Origin of the sequence: Kitasatospora sp. NPDC058218 (assembly GCF_042882445.1) — a bacterium.
Lineage (GTDB): Bacteria > Actinomycetota > Actinomycetes > Streptomycetales > Streptomycetaceae > Kitasatospora.
Genome location: NZ_JBHVWC010000007.1, coordinates 72,108 through 89,710 on the forward strand (window position 1 = coordinate 72,108; position 17,603 = coordinate 89,710).

Here is a 17,603-nt window from a genome sequence, read left to right on the forward strand (position 1 = left end):
CGTCCTCGTGTGTGTCGCGACCGGCCGGCTCTCGCTCGCTCATCGCTGTGCCCTCCGGTCCCGCCGGTCGTCCGGCTCCTCGGCGAGCAGCTCCGCCAGCCGGGCCGCCACCTCGTCGTCGGACAGGTCCGCCAGCTCGGACAGTTCGCGCAGGTCATCCGGGTCATCCAGGTCATCCTGGTCATCCGGGTCGGACAGGTCATCGGCCGGCTCGTCCGGCCGGTCGCGGCTCAGCACCTCGATCCCGTCCCCGTCACGGCCGCGGTCCGCGTCGTCGTCCCCGGCCAGCAGCCGGACGGTGTGCGCGACGGTGGGGGAGTGGAAGAAGTCACGCAGGTCGAGCTCCGCCCCGAACCGGCTCCGGATCCTGGTGTTGATCTGCACCGCCGCCAGCGAGTGGCCGCCCAGGGCGAAGAAGTCGTCGTCGACGCCGACCTCCTCGACGCCCAGGACCTCCTGCCAGAGCGCCGCGACCGCCTGCTCCCTGTCGGTGGCCGGGGCCACGAACGGGGTGGCGAGGTCGGGCCGCGGGTGGGCGCCGCCCAGCGGCGCCAGGAGGTCGATCTCCCGGGCGAGCAGGGCGGGTGTGATCGACCGGGCCAGCCGGCGGAGCGCGGTGAAGTCCTTGGGCGAGACCACCAGATGGGCCGGGAGCGCGGGCTCCGACAGGATCCGGGCGAACGCTGCCCGGCCGGCCTGCTCGTCGAAGCCCTCGCCGAGTGCCCGCAGGGCCCCCGTCCCGGCGCCGCTCCCTCCCGTCCCGTGCTCCGGTGCGGCCGCCGCCTCCACCGTCGCTTCCCCCTCCGGCTCCCCTTCCGCCTCCGCGACGGTCTGCCGGAGTTGCTCCAGCAGGGCCTCGACGTCGTTGATCCGCTTGACCGTGAAGTCGGTCACCTGGACCAGCAACCGACCGTCGGGGTCGAGGAGTTCGAGGTCACAGGTGAGGGTCTCGCCGGTGGCCCCGTCGGGTTCCCCGATCTCCACGCCGACCAGCACGGTGGCGGTCAGCGGGTGCAGGATCCGCAGGCTGCGGTAGGTCAGCGGCAGGTAGTGCGGGTCCCGGGCGTGCAGCCGGAAGACCCCGCCCGCCATGTCGAGCAGGGCCGGGTGCAGCGGGTAGGCGTCCAGGTCGGCCAGGAAGGCGTCGTCCAGGCGGAGGGTGGCGAGCATCCGCCGGCCGTCGGTCCGGATGGTCTTCAGCACCTGCCAGCGCGGCCCGAACCGGAACCGGAGCGGCCCGCCGCCCTCCTCGAAGCGTTCCACTCCCAGCCGGCGCCGGATCTCCTCCTCGCTCGACAGGACCTCGGTGGCCTCGAACCGGGCCGGCACCGCGCCCGGGTCGCGCACGGTGTCCGGGCCGCGCTCGTGGAAGGACGCCGACCCGACGGCGTGCTCCCGCCACCGCGCGCCCTCGCCGCCGCGGCTGCGGACCGTGAAGTGCGGTCGTCCGTCCCGCTCCTCGATCGTGGTGTATACCGTCCGGCGTCGCCCGTCGGGCACGATCACCGGTGTCATGAACAGCACGTCGTGGAGCTCGATCTCCCGTCCGGCGGCCTGCTCGGCCAGCGCGGCGCGGACCAGTTCGAGGTAGGCCGTGCCCGGGACGAGACCGTGGCCCATCAGGCGGTGGTCGTCCACGATCCAGTGGTCCGCGGTGCTCAGGACGGTGGCGTAGGTGTGGGTGGTCCCCTCGGACCTGACGAGGCGGAGCAGCGGGTGGCCGGTCTCCTGCCCGCCGGGCCCGACCGCGTCCGGGTCGACCGCGCTCGCCCCGACCGCCCCGATCGTGTCCGGCCGGGGGGTGAGCCCGGCCGCCATGCCGACGCCCTCCCAGGTGCCCCAGGCGATGGAGGTCACCGGGCGGCCCTGCTGCCGCCGCCACTGGGCGAAGGCGTCCAGGAAGGCGTTGGCCGCGCCGTAGTCGCTCTGGCCGGGCCCGCCCAGGACGGCGGTGACCGAGGAGCAGAGCAGGAAGAAGTCCAGCGGGTCGTCCTGGCAGAGCCGGTCGAGCAGCAGGGTGCCGCGGGTCTTCGCCGCCAGCACCCGGTCGGCGTCCTCCCGGGTCCTGCGCGCGATCATCCCGCCGGACGGAGCCCCGGCCGCGTGGATGACGCCGTTCAACGGGCCGAACCGGTCGCGCAGTTCGGCGATCCGGGCGGCGGTCTGCGCCGGGTCGGTCACATCGGCCCGCAGCACCGCGATCCGGGCGCCGAGCTCCCGCAGCCGGGACAGCCGCCGGATCCGGGCGCTGGTCGGGTCCTGCTCCCCGTGGGTGTCCAGCCAGCGGTCCCAGGCCTCCTCGGCGGGGAACTCCGAGCGGCCGAGCAGCCCCAGCGCGGGGGTCTCGACGCTGTGCGCCAGCTGCTCCGCGAAGGCCAGGCCCATGCCGCCGAGCCCGCCGGTGATCAGGTAGACGCCGCCGGCGCGCAACGGGGCCTCGTCCGCCGGGGTCTCGCCCGCCGGGCCGTCCGCCGGGGCCCCGTCCGCCGGGCCGTCCGCGCCGAGCCGGAACGGGTCGAAGTCGCGGACCCACCAGTGCCGGCCGCGCAGTGCCAGCTCGCGTTCCTCGGTGCCGCGGACCAGCAGCTCGTGCACGGCGCGCACCGACGCGCCCGGCGGGGCGGCCGGGTCGGTGCCGGTGATGTCCAGGGCGCGGCACTCGACGTCGGGCAGCTCCTGCGGGATGACGGTGCACGGGCCGGTCAGGGTGGCGTTCTCGGGCTGCAGCGTCTCCTCCCCGGTCACGCTGTGCACGCCCCGGCACAGCACGTCGATGGTGACCGGCACCGAGGGGCGGGCGTCCTCGATGGCCTGGGCCAGGGCGAGCAGGCTGTCGAAGCCGAGCCGCCGGGCCTCGTCGAACCGCTTCTCGTCCAGCGGGCCGGTCGGCCCGGCCGGCTCGGCGTCCAGGCTGAACAGGTGCACCAGCCGGACCGCCTCCGCGCCCCGCACCTCCGGTGAGCCGAGGAGGTCGGCGAAGTGTTCCCGGTCGGCCGGGTCCAGCGACCACGACCGCTCGCCGCGGGAGCGGAACCCGTCACCGGCGCCGACCCGGACGACGGATGCCCCCTGCTCCTCCAACCGCCCGGCCAGGGCGCGGCCGAGGCCGAGGTGGTCGCCCAGCACCACCCAGAGCGGCTCCGGGCCGCCCTCGGGCCGGTGGCCGGCGGCCCGGGGGGCGAGGCGCTTCCAGCCGGGGGTGCGGAACCAGTCGTCGAGCGGCGCGGTGGCGTCGACCGGCAGGCCGTCCGAGGTGGTGGCGGGGTCGGGATCCACCCAGTACCGCTGCCGCTGGAAGGCGTAGCCGGGCAGGCGCAGTGCCCGCCGGCCCGCGGCCGGGCGGACGGCGGTCCAGTCGACGGGGACGCCGGCGCTCCACAGCGCCCCCAGGGCGTGCAGCAGGTGCTCCCGGTCGTCGGCCCGCTCGTGCGGGTGCCGCAGCGAGCCGACCACGGCCCGGTCGTCGCGCCGGTCGCGGTGCCGGTGGAGGAAGTCGGCGAGGGTGTGGCCCGGGCCCACCTCGACCAGCACCAGGGACGGGTCGGCCAGCAGCAGTGCGGCGGCGTCGCAGAAGCGCACCGGTTGCCGCAGGTGGCGGCCCCAGTACTCCGGACTGGTCGCCTGTTCGTCGGTGATCCAGGTGCCGGTGACGTTGGAGCAGAACGGGATGCGCGGCGGGTTCAGCCGGACGGTGCGGACCGCCTCGACCAGCGGCCCGACGGCGTCGTCCATGGTGGCGGAGTGGAAGGCGTGCGAGGTGTGCAGCCGGCGGCAGGGGATGCCGGCGGCCCCGAGCCGCCGCTCCAGCCCGTCCACCGCCCCGGTCGGGCCGGAAAGCACGCTCAGCGCACTGGAGTTGACCGCGGCCAGGGCGAGGCCGTCGCCGTCGTCGTCGGCCAGCCACGGCGCCAGCTCGTCCTCGGACAGGAAGACGGTGAGCATCGACCCGGCCGGCATCGACTGGACCAGGCGGCCGCGCGCCGCCACCAGGTGGACGGCGTCCTCCAGGGAGAAGACGCCCGCGAGGCAGGCCGCGACGTACTCGCCGATGCTGTGGCCGACCATGGCGTGCGGGTGCACGCCCCAGGCGGACCACTGCCGGGCGAGGGCGAACTCGACCAGGAACAGGGCTGGTTGGGCGAGCTCCGTGCGGGCCAGTCGGGCCTCGGCCGCGGCCGCCCGCCCGGGCCGGGGGAACAGCGAGGCACGGAGGTCCTCGCCCAGTTCGGCGGTGAACAGCTCGGCGCAGCGGTCGAGTTCGGCGGTGAAGACCGGCTCGTGGCGGTACAGGTCGCGGGCCATGTCGACGTACTGGGTGCCCTGGCCGGGGAAGAGGAAGGCGACCGGGGCCCGGTCGGCGGCCTCGGTGGCCTCGGCGGCCGTGACGGCGCGCAGAGCGGCGACGGCCTCCGCCCGGTCCCGACCCACCACCGTCCGGCGCTGCCCGAACGCGCGCCGGTGGCGGGTCAGGGTGTGGGCGACGTCCTCCAACCGGGCCTCGGGGTGGTCGGCCAGGTGGTCGGCGAGCCGGTGCGCGTTCTGTGCGACCGCCTCCGCCGTCCGCCCCGACAGCGGCAGCAGGACCGGCCCGGCGGCGGGCACCTCGGCGGGCACCTCGGCGGGCACCTTGGCGGGCTCCGGGGCGGGCGCCTCCTGCAGGACCAGGTGCACATTGGTGCCGCCGATGCCGAAGGAGCTGACCCCGGCCCGGCGCGGCTCCGGCCCCCGGGGCCACGGCCGCAGCCGGTCGTTGACGAAGAACGGGCTCTTCTCCAGGTCGAGTTCGGGGTTGGGCTCGGTGAAGTGCAGTGACGGCGGAAGGGCCTCGTGCCGCAGTGCCAGCACGGCCTTGATCAGCGAGGCGACCCCGGCGGCGGCGTCCAGGTGGCCGATGTTGCTCTTCACCGAGCCGATCGCGCAGTAGCCGGTGGCCTCGGTGTCCGCGCGGAAGGCGCGGGTCAGCGCGGCGATCTCGATCGGGTCGCCGAGGGCGGTGCCCGTGCCGTGGGTCTCCACGTAGCCGACGGTGCCGGCGCTCACGCCGGCCATCGCCAGCGCCTCGGCGATCACCGCGGCCTGTCCGTCCACCCCGGGCGCGGTGTAACCCGCCTTCAGCGAGCCGTCGTTGTTGATCGCGGAGCCCAGGATGACGGCGTCCACGGTGTCGCCGTCGCGGCGGGCGTCGGCCAGCCGGCGCAGCACCACGACGCCGGTGCCGCTGCCGGGTACGGTGCCGCCCGCCGCGGCGTCGAAGGGGCGGCAGTGCCCGTCCGGCGAGAGGATGCCGCCGGGCTCGTACAGGTGGCCCTGGCGCAGCGGCGAGCCGACCGCGACGCCGCCGGCCAGCGCGAGGTCGCACTCGCTGTTGAGCAGGCTCTGGCAGGCCAGGTGGACCGCCGTGAGCGAGGTGGAGCAGGCGGTCTGCACGCTCAGCGCCGGGCCGGTGAGGCCGAACTTGTACGCGACCCTGGTGGCGAGGAAGTCCTTCTCCCCGGCCAGCATGGTCTGGTAGGGCCCCGCGGCGTCGAAGACCCGGCGGTTGGCCGTCACGTTGTGCAGCAGATAGCTGTTCATCCCGGACCCGGCGAAGACCCCGATCCGCCCCTCGAAGTCCTCCGGGACGCAGCCGGCGGATTCCAGGGCCTCCCAGGCGCACTCCAGGAACACCCGGTGCTGCGGGTCCATGATCTCGGCCTCGCGCGGGCTGTAGCCGAAGAAGGCGGCGTCGAAGCGGTCGGCGTCCTCCAGCACGCCCCTGGCCCGGACGTAGCCGTCCCGGCCCAGCAGGGCCGGGCTCACCCCCGCGGCCAGGAGCTCGTGCTCCGAGAAGGTGGTGATGGACTCGCGGCCCTGCTCCAGGTTCCTCCGGAAGGCGTCGACGTCGGGGGCCCCGGGGAAGCGGCCGGCCATGCCGACGATGGCTATCTGGTCGAGCTCTTCGGACATCTCCGACATCGGGTCACCTATCGCTCTCGGGTACGGCGCGGCGTCCGGCCGCCTGTCGTCGTCGGGCGCCGGCCCGGCGACGGTCCTCCGCGCGTCGGCGCGCCGCGGGCCCGGGGGTCGTGGACGGACCGTCCGGCCGGCTCAGGTGCGCGGCCAGCGACGCGACCGTGGGGTGCTGGAACAGCTCGACCATCGACACCCGGTGCCCGGTGTCCGCGGCGAGCAGCGAGCGCAGCTCGGCCATCAGCAGCGAGTGCCCGCCGAGGTCGAAGAAGTTGTCGTGGGCGCCGACCCGGTCGATCCCCAGCACCGTGCGCCACAGCCCCGCCAGGGTGTGTTCCAGGCCGGGCGAGGGCGCCGTGAACCGCGCCCCCGGTTCGGGCCGGGCGCCGCTCGGTTCGGGCAGGGCCGCGCGGTCCACCTTGCCGTTGGGGGTGAGCGGGAGGGCGTCCAGTACCTCGAAGGCGGCGGGCACCATGTACGCGGGCAGCTGCCGCCGCAGGTGGCGGGCCAGCTCCCCGGCCTCGGGCGCCCCGGCGCCCGCCGCCGTCAGGTGGGCCACCAGCCGGACGTCCCCGGCCCGGTGCGGGCGGGCCGTCACCACCGCCTCGCGCACCCCGGGGTGCGCGGCCAGCGCGGCCTCGATCTCGCCCGGCTCGATCCGGAAGCCGCGCAGCTTCACCTGGTGGTCCAGCCGGCCCAGGAACTCCAGCGTCCCGTCCGTCCGGAAGCGGGCCACGTCCCCGGTCCGGTAGAGCCGCGCCGCCGGGTCCGGGTCGAAGGGGCTGCGGACGAACCGCTCGGCGGTCAGGTCGGGCCGGTTCAGGTAGCCGCGGGCCAGGCCCCGCCCGCCGAGGTGGAGCTCCCCCGGCACCCCGACCGGTACCGGCCGCAGCGACTCGTCCAGCACGTACACCCGGGTGTTGGCGATCGGCCTGCCGATCGGCACCGGCCGCGCGTCGTCCTCCGCGCGGCAGGTCCAGTGGGTGACGTCGACGGCCGCCTCGGTCGGGCCGTACAGGTTGTACAGCCGGGCCCGGGAGCGGGCCAGGAAGCGGTCCTGGAGGTCGCGCGGCAGCGCCTCGCCGCTGCAGACCACCCGGCGCAGGCTGCCGCACTCCTCCACCGGCTCCCGGAGGAAGACCTGGAGCATGGACGGCACGAAGTGCACCGTGGTGACCCGCTCCTGCCGGATCGTCCGCGCCAGGTAGCCGGCGTCCCGGTGGCCGTCCGGGCGGGCGAGGACGAGCGTCGCCCCGGTCGTCAGCGGCCAGAAGAACTCCCACACCGACACGTCGAAGGAGAACGGCGTCTTCTGCAGCACCCGGTCGGTGGCGTCCAGGCGGTAGGCGTCCTGCATCCACAGCAGCCGGTTGCGGATCCCGGCGTGCACGTTCAGCACGCCCTTGGGGGTGCCGGTGGAGCCGGAGGTGTAGATCACGTAGGCCAGGTCCTCGCCGTCGACCGCGACCCGCGGGTCGCTGTCCGGCTCGTCGCCCGGCGCGGCCTCGAACTCCGTCACGCACAGCACCTCGGCGCCGGTCGCGGGCAGCCGTCCGAGCAGCCCGCGCTCGGTGAGCAGCACCGGCGTCCGGGCGTCCCGGATCATGTGCTCCAGCCGGGCGGGCGGGAGGCCTGGGTCCAGCGGCAGGTAGGCGCCGCCCGCCTTGAGCACCGCCAGCAGGGCCACCACCAGCTCCGGTGACCGCTCCATGACGACGCCCACCACGACGTCGCGGCCGACCCCGAGCCGCAGCAGCCGGTGGGCGAGCCGGTTGGCGCGCCGGTTCAGCTCCCGGTAGCCCAGTGCGCGCCCCTCGAAGCGCACCGCCTCCGCCTCGGGGCGGCGCCGCGCCTGCTCCTCGAAGGACCGGTGGATCCAGCCCGCCTCCTCGGGCCAGGTCCGGTCGGTGGCGTTGAACTCCTCCAGGATCCGCCGGCGTTCGTCGTCCGCCAGCAACTCCAGTTCGCTGACCGGCCGTTCCGGGGCCGCCACCACCTGCTCCGCCAGCCGGCGGAAGTGGGCGGCCAGCCGGGCGACGGTGGCTTCGTCGAACAGGTCGCGGTCGTACTCGAACCAGCCGCTGAGCCCACCGTCGCGGTCGAAGGCCTGGAGCTCCAGGTCGAAGCGCGCCCCCTCGCTCCGGACCGGCACCCGGTCCAGCTCCGCACCGCCCAGGGTGAGGCGCGGCACCGCCTCCCCGCCGTAGGCGAAGCTCACCTGGCAGACCGGCGGCCGGCTGAGGTCGCGTGCCGCGTTCACCTCCCCGACCACCAGCTCGAACGGCACCTCCTGGTGCTCGTAGGCGCCGAGGCAGGCCGTCCGGACCCGGTCGAGCACCTCGGCGAAGGTCGGATCCCCGCCCAGGTCGGTCCTGATCGGCAGGGTGTTGACGAAGTACCCGATCAGCGGCTCCAGTTCGGGCCGGTCCCGGACGGCCATGGGCACGCCCACCACCACGTCGGGCCGGCGGCCGTACCGGGACAGCAGGACGGTGAAGACGGTCAGCAGTGCCATGTAGGTGGTCGCGCCGCGCCGGTGGGCGAGCCGGCCCAGCTCCCGCATCAGCGGCTCGGGGAGCTCGAACGGCAGCGTGCCGCCGTTGAAGCCCTGGACCGCGGGCCGGGGCCGGTCCGTCGGCAGCTCCAGCGCCGCCGGGGCGCCGGCCAGCCGCTCCCGCCAGTACGCCAACTGTCCGGCCCAGCGGCCCTGTTCCTGCTGCTCCCGCTGCCAGAGCGCGAAGTCCCCGTACTGGACCGGCAGGTCCGGCAGCGGCGAGGGGCGGCCCGCCGCGAACGCCGCGTACAGGGTGGAGAGTTCGGACAGCAGCACCCAGACCGACCAGCGGTCCGAGACCAGGTGGTGCAGGGCCAGTACCAGCACCGACTCGTCGTCGGCGGTCCGCAGCAGCGCCGTCCGCACCAGCGGGCCGGTCTCCAGGTCGAACGGCTCGCCGATCGCCGCCGCGGCGATCCGGTGCTCCAACTCGGCGCCCGTGAGCCGCGCCTGCCGCAGATCGACCTCGGGCAGCTCCAGCGTCAGCCGGGGCCGCACCACCTGGACCGGCCGGCCGTCGCGCAGCCGGAAGGTGGTGCGCAGCGCCTCGTGCCGCCGGACCACCTCGTTCAGCGCGTCCCGCAGCAGCCGGGCGTCCACGGCGCCGCGGACGCGCACCGCGCCCGGCACCACGTACGCCGGGTTCTCCGGCCGGACCTGCTCCAGGAACCACATGCCCTGCTGGAACACCGAGAGCGGGAAGACGTCCTCGGCCGCTGCGCCGTCCGACGGCGGCCGGTCCGTGAGCAGTTCCGCGAGGCGCGCCCGCTGTTCCGTGAGCAGTTCCGCGAGGCGCGCCCGCTGTTCCGGGGACAGTTCCGCGAGGCGCGCCCGCTGTTCCGGGGACAGTTCCGCGAGGTGCTCTTCGAGCTCAGTCATCCGACCGCTCCGCTCCCGCCGGGGTGCCCGCCGGCTCCCCGGACACCTGGTCCAGGAGTGCCAGCAGCTCCGCCGTCCGGTCCCCGGCCCGGGCCACCCGGCGGATCGCCGTCCCGTCGTCGGTGCCCTCCAGCCCCGGGCCGGCCGGCCCGTCCGCCAGCTCGCCGGCCACCTGCTCGGCCAGGCTGCGGAGGGTCGCGCCCTTGAGGAAGTCGGCCACCGTCACCGTGATCCCCAGCCGGCTGCTGATCTCGTTCCTGAGCTCCACGGCCATCAGCGAGTCCAGCCCGAGCCCCGACAGCGGCACGTCGGGGTCGACGGCGGCCGCCCGCGACCCCAGGGCCGCCCGCACGCTGGACGCCAGCCGGGTGATCAGTGTGGCGACGCGCTCCCCGGCGGGTGCCCGCAGCAGCTCCTCGGCGCTGGGGAGCCCGCTCACGGCGGACCGTCCCGGGGCGCCGGGCACCCCGGGACGCGCGGGCCGCTCGGCCGGCTGCTCCTCGGGCGGCCGTGCGCCACCCCGGGCCGGGGCACCGCGGCCCGGGACCGCGGATCCACCGCCGCCCGGCTCGTGCCAGCAACGGGTGGGGGCGAACGGGTAGTGCGGCAGCGGCGTCCGGGAGCGGGTGTAGTCGCGGTCGAACCCGGCCCAGTCGACCTCGGCACCGTCGGCGTACAGCCGGCTCAAACTGCCGAGCAGGACCTCCCAGTCGTCGTGCGTCGGCCGCAGGCTGGGCAGCATCAGCACGTCGTCGCCGGTCAGGATCTCGCGGACCAGGCCCAGCAGGGTCGGCGCCGGGCCGACCTCCAGGAAGCTGCGGTACCCCAGGTCGTGCAGGGCCCGGACGCCGTCGGCGAAGCGCACCGGCTGCCGGGCGTGCCGGAGCCAGTAGTCGGTGTCCAGCGGCTCGTCCCACGGCCACAGCCGGCCGGTCAGGTTGGACAGCAGCGGGATCCGGGGCGGGCCGAAGGAGACCTGGTCCAGCGCCTTGCGCAGCGGGTCCAGGACCGGTTCGACCAGCGGGGAGTGCGAGGAGGTGGAGATGCGCAGCCGTTTCACCTCCACGCCGCGCGCGGTGAAGGCCTCGCAGACCGCGTCGACGACCTCCCGCACGCCCGAGACGGTGGTGTTCGCCGGTCCGTTGACGGCGGCGACCGAGACCAGCGAGGCCTCGTACCGGGCGAGTTCCTCCGCGACCTCCTCGGCCGGGGCGCGGACGGCCGCCATGGCGCCGGCCCCGGCGAGCTGCTGGAGCAGCCGGCCGCGTTCGGCGACCAGCCGCAGACCGTCCTCCAGCGACAGCGCGCCCGCGAAGCACGCGGCGGTGTACTCGCCGAGGCTGTGGCCGATGACGGCGGCCGGCTCCACGCCCCACGAGCGCCAGAGCTCGGCCAGGGCGTACTCCACGGCGAAGAGACCGGGCTGGGCGTACTCCATGGTGTCGATCAGATCGCCGTCGGCGGCCGCACCCGGCCGCCCGGGGTGGACGGCGGAGAGCAAAGACGACGGCAGGACGTCCCGCAGGATCTCGTCGCAACGGTCGAGGGTCCGCCGGAACGACGGCTGTGTCTCGTACAACTGCCGGGCCATGCCCGCCCGTTGCGGGCCCTGTCCGGTGAACAGGAAGACCGCGTCGCCGGCCGCGGCGCCGCCGCCGTCGGCCCGGCCGAGCGCCAGCCCGTCCCCGGGATCGTCCCGCACGAAGTCCGCCAGCCGGTCCGCGATCTCCCGGGCCCCGGCCCCCACCGCCGCGAGCCGGTGGGGGAAGTGGGAGCGGCCGGTGTTGGCGGCGAAGCAGAGGTCGGCCACCGCCCCGGGATCCGCCGCCGACAGCCGGTCCTGGTAGCGCCGGGCGAGCTTGAGCAGCGACGTCCCGCTCTTCGCCGACAGGGCCAGCACCGAGAGCGGGCGCCGTGCGTCCGGCTCGGGCACCGGACGTTCGGGTGCCTGCTCCAGGATCAGGTGCGCGTTGGTCCCGCTGAACCCGAAGCTGCTCACGGCCGCCAGCCGCCGCCCCCCGTCGGCCGGACCCCCATCGATCGGCCCCTCGTCGGACGATTCCCCGTCGGCCGGCCCCGCGCCGGTCGGCCACGGGGTGAGGCGGGTCGGCACGGCGAAGGTGGTCCGGTCGAAGGAGATGTGCGGATTGAGTTCGCCGAAGTGCAGATTGGGCGGGATCAGGCCGCGGTCGACACAGAGCGCGGCCTTGATCAGCCCGGCGATCCCGGCCGCCGCCTCCAGATGGCCGAGGTTGGTCTTCACCGCGCCCAGGTAGAGCGGCGAGCCCTCCTCGCGGCCGTAGACCTCGGCCAGCGCCGCCACCTCGATCGGGTCGCCCAGCCTGGTGCCCGCGCCGTGCGTCTCGATGTAGCCGAGCCGGCGCGGGTCGGTCCCGCCGGCCGCCAGGGCGCGGTGGAACAGGTCGCGCTGCGCGGCTCCGTTCGGCGCGGTCAGGCCCGAGCTGCGCCCGTCCTGGTTGACCGCGGAGCCGCGGATCACCGCGAGCACCCGGTCGTCGTCCCGCAGCGCGTCCGACAGCCGCTTGAGCACCACCACGCCGCAGCCCTCGCTGCGGACGAAGCCGTTCGCCGCCGCGTCGAAGGTCTTGCACCGGCCGTCGGCGGCCAGCATCTCCGGGAACTGCGAGAAGGAGATGGCCGCCTCGGGCGACAGCACCGCGTTCACCCCGCCGCTGATCGCCAGGTCGCACTCGCCGAGCCGCAGGTTCTGGCACGCCTGGTGCACGGCGACCAGCGAGGAGGAGCAGGCGGTGTCCACCGAGACGCTCGGCCCGCGCAGGTCCAGCAGGTACGACAGGCGGCCGCTGGCGATGCTGTGGGCGACCCCGGTGCTCGCGTGGGCCGTGATGTCCTCGGGCTCGCGGAACAGCAGCCCGGCGTAGTCGTTGCTGCAGATCCCCAGGAAGACCCCGGTCCGGCTGCCGGCCAGCGCGTGCGGGGCCTGCCCGGCGTCCTCCAGGGCCTCCCAGGCGACCTCCAGCACCAGTCGCTGCTGCGGGTCCATGGACACCGCCTCGCGCCGGGAGATGCCGAAGAACTCGTGGTCGAACCGGTCGATGTGGTCCAGGAAGCCGCCCCAGCGGGTGCTGCTCCGCCCCGGGCGGCGCGGTTCCTCGTCGTAGAACGCGTCCACGTCCCAGCGGTCGGGCGGGATCTCGCCGATCGCGTCGGTGCCGCCGCTCAGCAGCTCCCAGTACGACTCGGGGTCGGTCACCCCGCCGGGGAACCGGCAGCCGACGCCCACGATGGCGATCGGCTCGGACCGGGCCTGCTCGTACGCGTCGATCCGGCGCTGCATCCGCTCCATCGTCAGGACGGCGCGCTTCATCGCGGTCATCGACGCGGGCCCGCCGCCCCGAGCCGTACCGTCCCGGGTGGTGCTGTCCCCGGTGCTGCTGTCCTGTGTGCTGGTGGGCCGTGTGGTCATCGTCCCTGGCTCCGCTCGATCGGATCGGCACTGGTGTCGAACTGCTCGGTCCTGGCGAGGAGGAGCGCTTCGAGCTCGCGCTCCGAGAGCCCGTCGAGATCGAGCTCCGCCACGGCGGCCGGGGCCGCCGCCGGCTCCCGGACCGGCGGCGGGACGGTGGCCGCGACGGCCTCCAGCGGGATCCCCATCCGCTCGGCGAGGTAGGGCACCAGCGCGTCCAGGGTGGGGTACTGCCAGCCGAGCGTCGGTGGCAGCCGCACCCCGAGCGACGTCTCCAGCCGCGAGCGCAGCTCCAGGGTGCGCATGGAGTCGAAGCCGAGGGCGGCCAGCGGCGCGGTGCCGTCGATGGCGGCGCCGTCCGGGGTGGACCGGTGCGCCCCGAGCACCCGGGCGGCGAGGTCCCCGCAGTGCCGGGCCAGCAGGGCCCGGCGGCGCCGGCCCGGTTCGACCTCCAGCAGCTGCCGGCGGATCGCGCCGCCGTCCCCGGCCGGGGCGTCGTCGCCGGTGGCCACCCGGGCCACCGCGGCCGGGCTGTCCAGCAGGCGGCCGAGAGCCGCGAGGCCCTCGCGGTTGACGCTCAGGGCGGGCAGTCCGAGGGCCCGGCGGTGCGCGGCCAGCGCGTCCAGGAAGGCGCCGACCGGGGCGTCCCGGCCCGGCCGGGTGGCCGGGGAGCACAGCACGAAGAAGTCCAGTTTCCGTGCGGACGCGGCCAGATGGAGTTGCCAGGCGTCGGCGGCCTGGGTCGCGGTGGAGTGCAGGAGGTCGTCGCTGGGCGCCGGCGCCGTGGCGTCGTCCGGGGCGTCCCCGGTGTGCACCACACCGGCCAGTGGCGCCGACGCGGTGTCGAGCCCGGCCAGCAGGGCGGCCACGTCCCCGGAGCGGGACAGGTCCGCCATCGGCAGCGTGACCTCGACGCCCAGGGAGCGCAGCTCGGCCACCACCTCGGACACGGCTCCGGTGTCGGCGTCGGCCCCGGTGTCCGCTCCGGTGTCGGCGTCGGCCGACGGGGCCCGGAGCAGCGCGATCCGCCGGGCGCCCAGGTCGGCCAGCTGCCGCGCCGCCGCCAGGGCCGCGGGCCTCGCCCCGCCGGTGACCAGGTAGCACGCCGCCGCCCGCAGGCCCGGCCGGGTGGGCGGCACCGCGATCTCCGGCGCCCGCTCCGGCCGGAGCACCAGCTTCCCGGTGTGCCGGGCCCGGGCCATCCGGGCGAAGGCCGCCGGCGCCTCGGCGAACGGGTGGACGGTGACCGGCAGTGGGCCGAACTGCCCGCTGTCGAAGCCCCGCACCACCTCGTCGAACAGCTCGGCCAGCAGCGCCGGCTGCTCCAGGAAGGTCTGCTCCAGGTCGACGGCGAACAGCGAGCGGTTCCGTTTGAGGAAGCCGAGGCCGACCGGGCTGTCGTCGTGGATGTCGCGCTTGCCGAGCTCCACGAACCTCCCGCCGGGCGCCAGCAGGGCCAGGCTGCGCCGCAGCGCCTCGCCGGTCAGCGAGTTGAGCACCACGTCGACACCGCGGCCGTCGGTGCACGCGACGACCTCGTCGGCGAAGGCCACCGACCGGGAGTCCATCACCCGCTCCACGCCCAGGTCGCGCAGGAACCGCCGCTTCTCCTCGCTCCCGGCCGTGGCGAGGACCTCCGCGCCGCACCGCCGGGCCACCGCCAGCGCGGCCAGGCCCACGCCGCCGGTCGCCGAGTGGATCAGCACCCGCTCGCCCGCCCGCAGCCGGGCCAGGTGGCACAGCCCGTACACGGCGGTGAGGTAGGCGACCGGGGTGGCCGCCGCCCGGTCGTCGTCGAGCGCCGCCGGTCGCGGTGCCACCAGATGGGCCTCGGTGGTGGTGTACGCGGCCAGCCCGGACGGCACCACCGCCATCACCCGGTCCCCGACCCGGAAGCGGTCGACGCCCTCGCCGACCGCGCTGATCCGGCCCGCGCACTCGACGCCCAGCGGGACGGTTCCCGAGGCCCCCGGATAGGCGCCCATCGCCTTGAGGACGTCGCTGAAGTTGAGTCCGGCCGCCGCGACCTCGATCTCGACCTGGCCCGGCCCCGGCGGAGTCCGCTCCCACCGGGTCGGCGTCAGGCTCTCCAGGATGCCGGGCCGGACCGCCAGGATCCGGTGATTGGCATCCCGCTCCGGGGCGAACGGCCGCCGTTGCCAAGCGGGTTCGGATCCGTCCGCGGAGTCCTGGGGAGTCCGGACGGGGGTGTACCGGGCGGGGCCGCGCAGGGCGGTCCGCGGTTCCTCGCGGGGGAGCAGCAGCACGTCGAGCAGCCGGCCGGCGTCGTACCGGGCGAGGTCCGGGTCGAGGTCGACGACGGCGAGGCGCAGCCGGTCGTGCTCGGCCGCGGCCGCCCCGGCCGGTCCTGTCAGCAGCGCGTGGGCGAGGACGGGGGCCGGGTCCGCGCCGTCCACCCGCTGCGCGCCCCGGGTCAGCAGCGTGAGCCGGGGCCCACCGGGCAGGACGTCGCGGGCGAGTTCCTCGACCAGGCGCAGGACGGGTCGGCTGACGCTCTCCCGTTCCTCCGGCCCCGGCAGCCGGCCGGGCTCGCCCGGGAGAGCGGAGTCGGCATCCAGGCCCCAGCCGTACACCACCCCGGCGCAGGGCTCGTCGGCGCCGGCGCGTACCTCCTGGAGGAGGGCGGCGAGGTGCTCCGGCCGCCGCGGGTCGATCTCGTGGTGGAGCGGGTCCGGCCGTCGGTAGTGCGTCCCCGGGGTGACGGTCACACAGCTGCCGCCGCGGGCGGTGATCTCGGCGCGCAGTGCCTCGACCGCACCGGCGCGGTCGGCGAACAGCAGCCACCGGCCGGGCCCGCCGGCGGGCGGCGCGCCGGTGTTCTCGGCCTTCGCCCACTCCAGCGCGAAGAGCGCGTGGGCGGCCGGGGGATCGGCGGCGGCGTCGGCCGGGGCCTCGGCGCCCCGCCGCTCCGGCCCGGGCGCCGCCTCGGCGGGCTGTGCGCCGGCGGGCGTCGGACCGGTGGGCGTCGCACCGGCGTCCGCCGGCTCGGGTGCGTAACGCCGCCGCTGCCAGGGGTAGTTCGGGAGGTCGACGACGGCCCGGGGAAGCACCTCGGGCTCGCCGTCCACGCTGTCCTGCCCGTGGTCCCGCCCGCTGTCCCGCTCCTGGCCCCGGTCGGTCGGCACCAGCTCGGGCGAGGTGCCCTCGGCGAGCCCGTGGAGCGCCCGCAGCGCGGTGGCCCGGTCGGGGGCGGCGATCCGCGCCCGCCAGCGGTGGTGCGCCCGGCCGGAGCCCGCCGTGTACGCGAACGCCGGGTAGCTGTCGTCCGGCAGCTCCGTGAGGCGCCGGTGGAAGGCGGCCGCCAGGGCGCGCAACGCCTCCGGCGTCCGCGCCGAGAGCTCGAAGCCGCGGACCGGCACCGCGGCGCCCGCAGCCCCGTTGCTCGGCTCCTCGCTCGGCTCCTCGGCCGGCCCGAGGATGACCTGGGCGTTGGTCCCGCCCATGCCGAAGGCGCTGACCGCGGCATGACGGCCGGCGCGTTCCGGCCACGGCTGCAGCGCCGTCGGCAGGGTGATGCCCGTGCCGTCCAGGTCGATCAGCGGGTTCAGGGTGGAGAAGTGCACCAGCGGCGGCACCGCGCGCCGTTGCAGGCACAGCACCGCCTTGATCAGCGAGACGACCCCGGCGGCGGACTCCGGATGGCCCAGGTTGGCCTTGACCGAGCCGACGGCCAGCGCGGCCCCGCCGTTGCGCTCCCCCAGCGCGGTGGCGATCGCCTCCATCTCGATGGCGTCCCCGAGCGGGGTGCCGGTCCCGTGCGCCTCCACCAGGCCGATGTCGGCGGGGGCGAGTCCGGCGTCCGCCAGCGCCGTCCCGATCAGGGCGGCCTCCGACAGCACGTTGGGAGCGGTGTAGCCGGTGGAGCGGCCGGTCTGGTTCACCGCCGTCCCCCGGATCACGGCGTGCACCCGGTCGCCGTCGCGCCGTGCGTCCGCCAGGCGCTTGAGGACCAGGACGCCGCAGCCCTCGCCCCGGGTGAAGCCGTTGGCGCGGGCGTCGAAGGGGCTGCACCGCCCGTCCGGCGACAGCGTGCCCGCCAGTTGGTGCAGCCTGGTCGCGCGCGGCGAGAGCACCAGGTTGACCCCGCCGGCCAGCGCCACGTCGCACTCCCGGCGGGCCAGCGCCTGCCGCGCCAGGTGCACGGCGACCAGGGACGACGAGCAGGCGGTGTCCACCGTGATGGCCGGACCGCCCAGCCCCAGCGCGTACGCCGGCCGGCCCACCGTGAAGCAGTGGCCGTTGCCGGCGGCCCAGTGGGTGTCCGGCTCGCCGCGCTGCCAGTCCCAGTACTCCTGGCCGGTGATCCCGACGAACAGGCCGGTCCGGGCCGCGTCCAGCCGGTCCGGCGGCAGCGCGGCGTTCTCCAGGGCCTCCCAGGCGACCTCCAGCAGCAGCCGCTGCTGCGGATCGGTACCCCGGGCCTCCGCGGCGGTCATCCCGAAGAAGTCCGCGTCGAAGTCCATGACCTCGTCCAGGAAGCCGCCGACGTGCGGCAGCCTTTCCCACTGTGCGGCGAACGGTCCGCGGCGCACGGCGGGCAGCGGGCGCACCAGGTCGCGGCCCTGTGCCAGCGCGGTCCAGTACCCGTCCAGGTCCGCGATGCCGCCGGGGAGCCGCAGGCCGATGCCCACGACGGCCAGCGGCCCGGTGCCGTTCGCGGCGTCCAGCTGCGCCCGCAGCCTCCGGACGGTGTCGAGCGCCCTGGTCAGCGGCGTGGGCGCGGCAGTGGTGATCTCGCGCGGTGCCTCCACG

4 protein-coding genes are annotated in these 17,603 nt (G+C 75.9%); all 4 read right to left on the bottom strand.

The window, feature by feature from the left end:
- Positions 1 to 39: 39 nt before the first annotated feature.
- Genes ACFVYI_RS06105 through ACFVYI_RS06120 form a run of 4 tightly spaced genes read right to left on the bottom strand, consistent with a single transcriptional unit; the run spans position 40 to position 17,602 of the window.
- Entirely contained in the window at positions 40 to 5,955 is a 5,916-nt protein-coding gene (locus tag ACFVYI_RS06105) for an SDR family NAD(P)-dependent oxidoreductase (protein ID WP_387881940.1), read from the bottom strand.
- Positions 5,956 to 5,959: 4 nt separating this feature from the next.
- A complete protein-coding gene (locus tag ACFVYI_RS06110; RefSeq protein ID WP_387881941.1) occupies positions 5,960 to 9,382 on the bottom strand; it encodes an amino acid adenylation domain-containing protein in 3,423 nt (1,140 codons plus the stop codon).
- Positions 9,375 to 12,830 carry a type I polyketide synthase gene (locus tag ACFVYI_RS06115; RefSeq protein ID WP_387881942.1) on the bottom strand — a complete coding sequence of 1,152 codons (3,456 nt, stop codon included), beginning with the start codon at positions 12,828 to 12,830 and terminating at the stop codon, positions 9,375 to 9,377. Before ACFVYI_RS06115 ends, ACFVYI_RS06110 begins: the two co-directional genes overlap by 8 nt.
- Complete coding sequence (locus tag ACFVYI_RS06120) at positions 12,827 to 17,602, bottom strand: beta-ketoacyl synthase N-terminal-like domain-containing protein (RefSeq protein WP_387881943.1); 4,776 nt, start codon at positions 17,600 to 17,602, stop codon at positions 12,827 to 12,829. Before ACFVYI_RS06120 ends, ACFVYI_RS06115 begins: the two co-directional genes overlap by 4 nt.
- Position 17,603 lies beyond the last annotated feature (1 nt).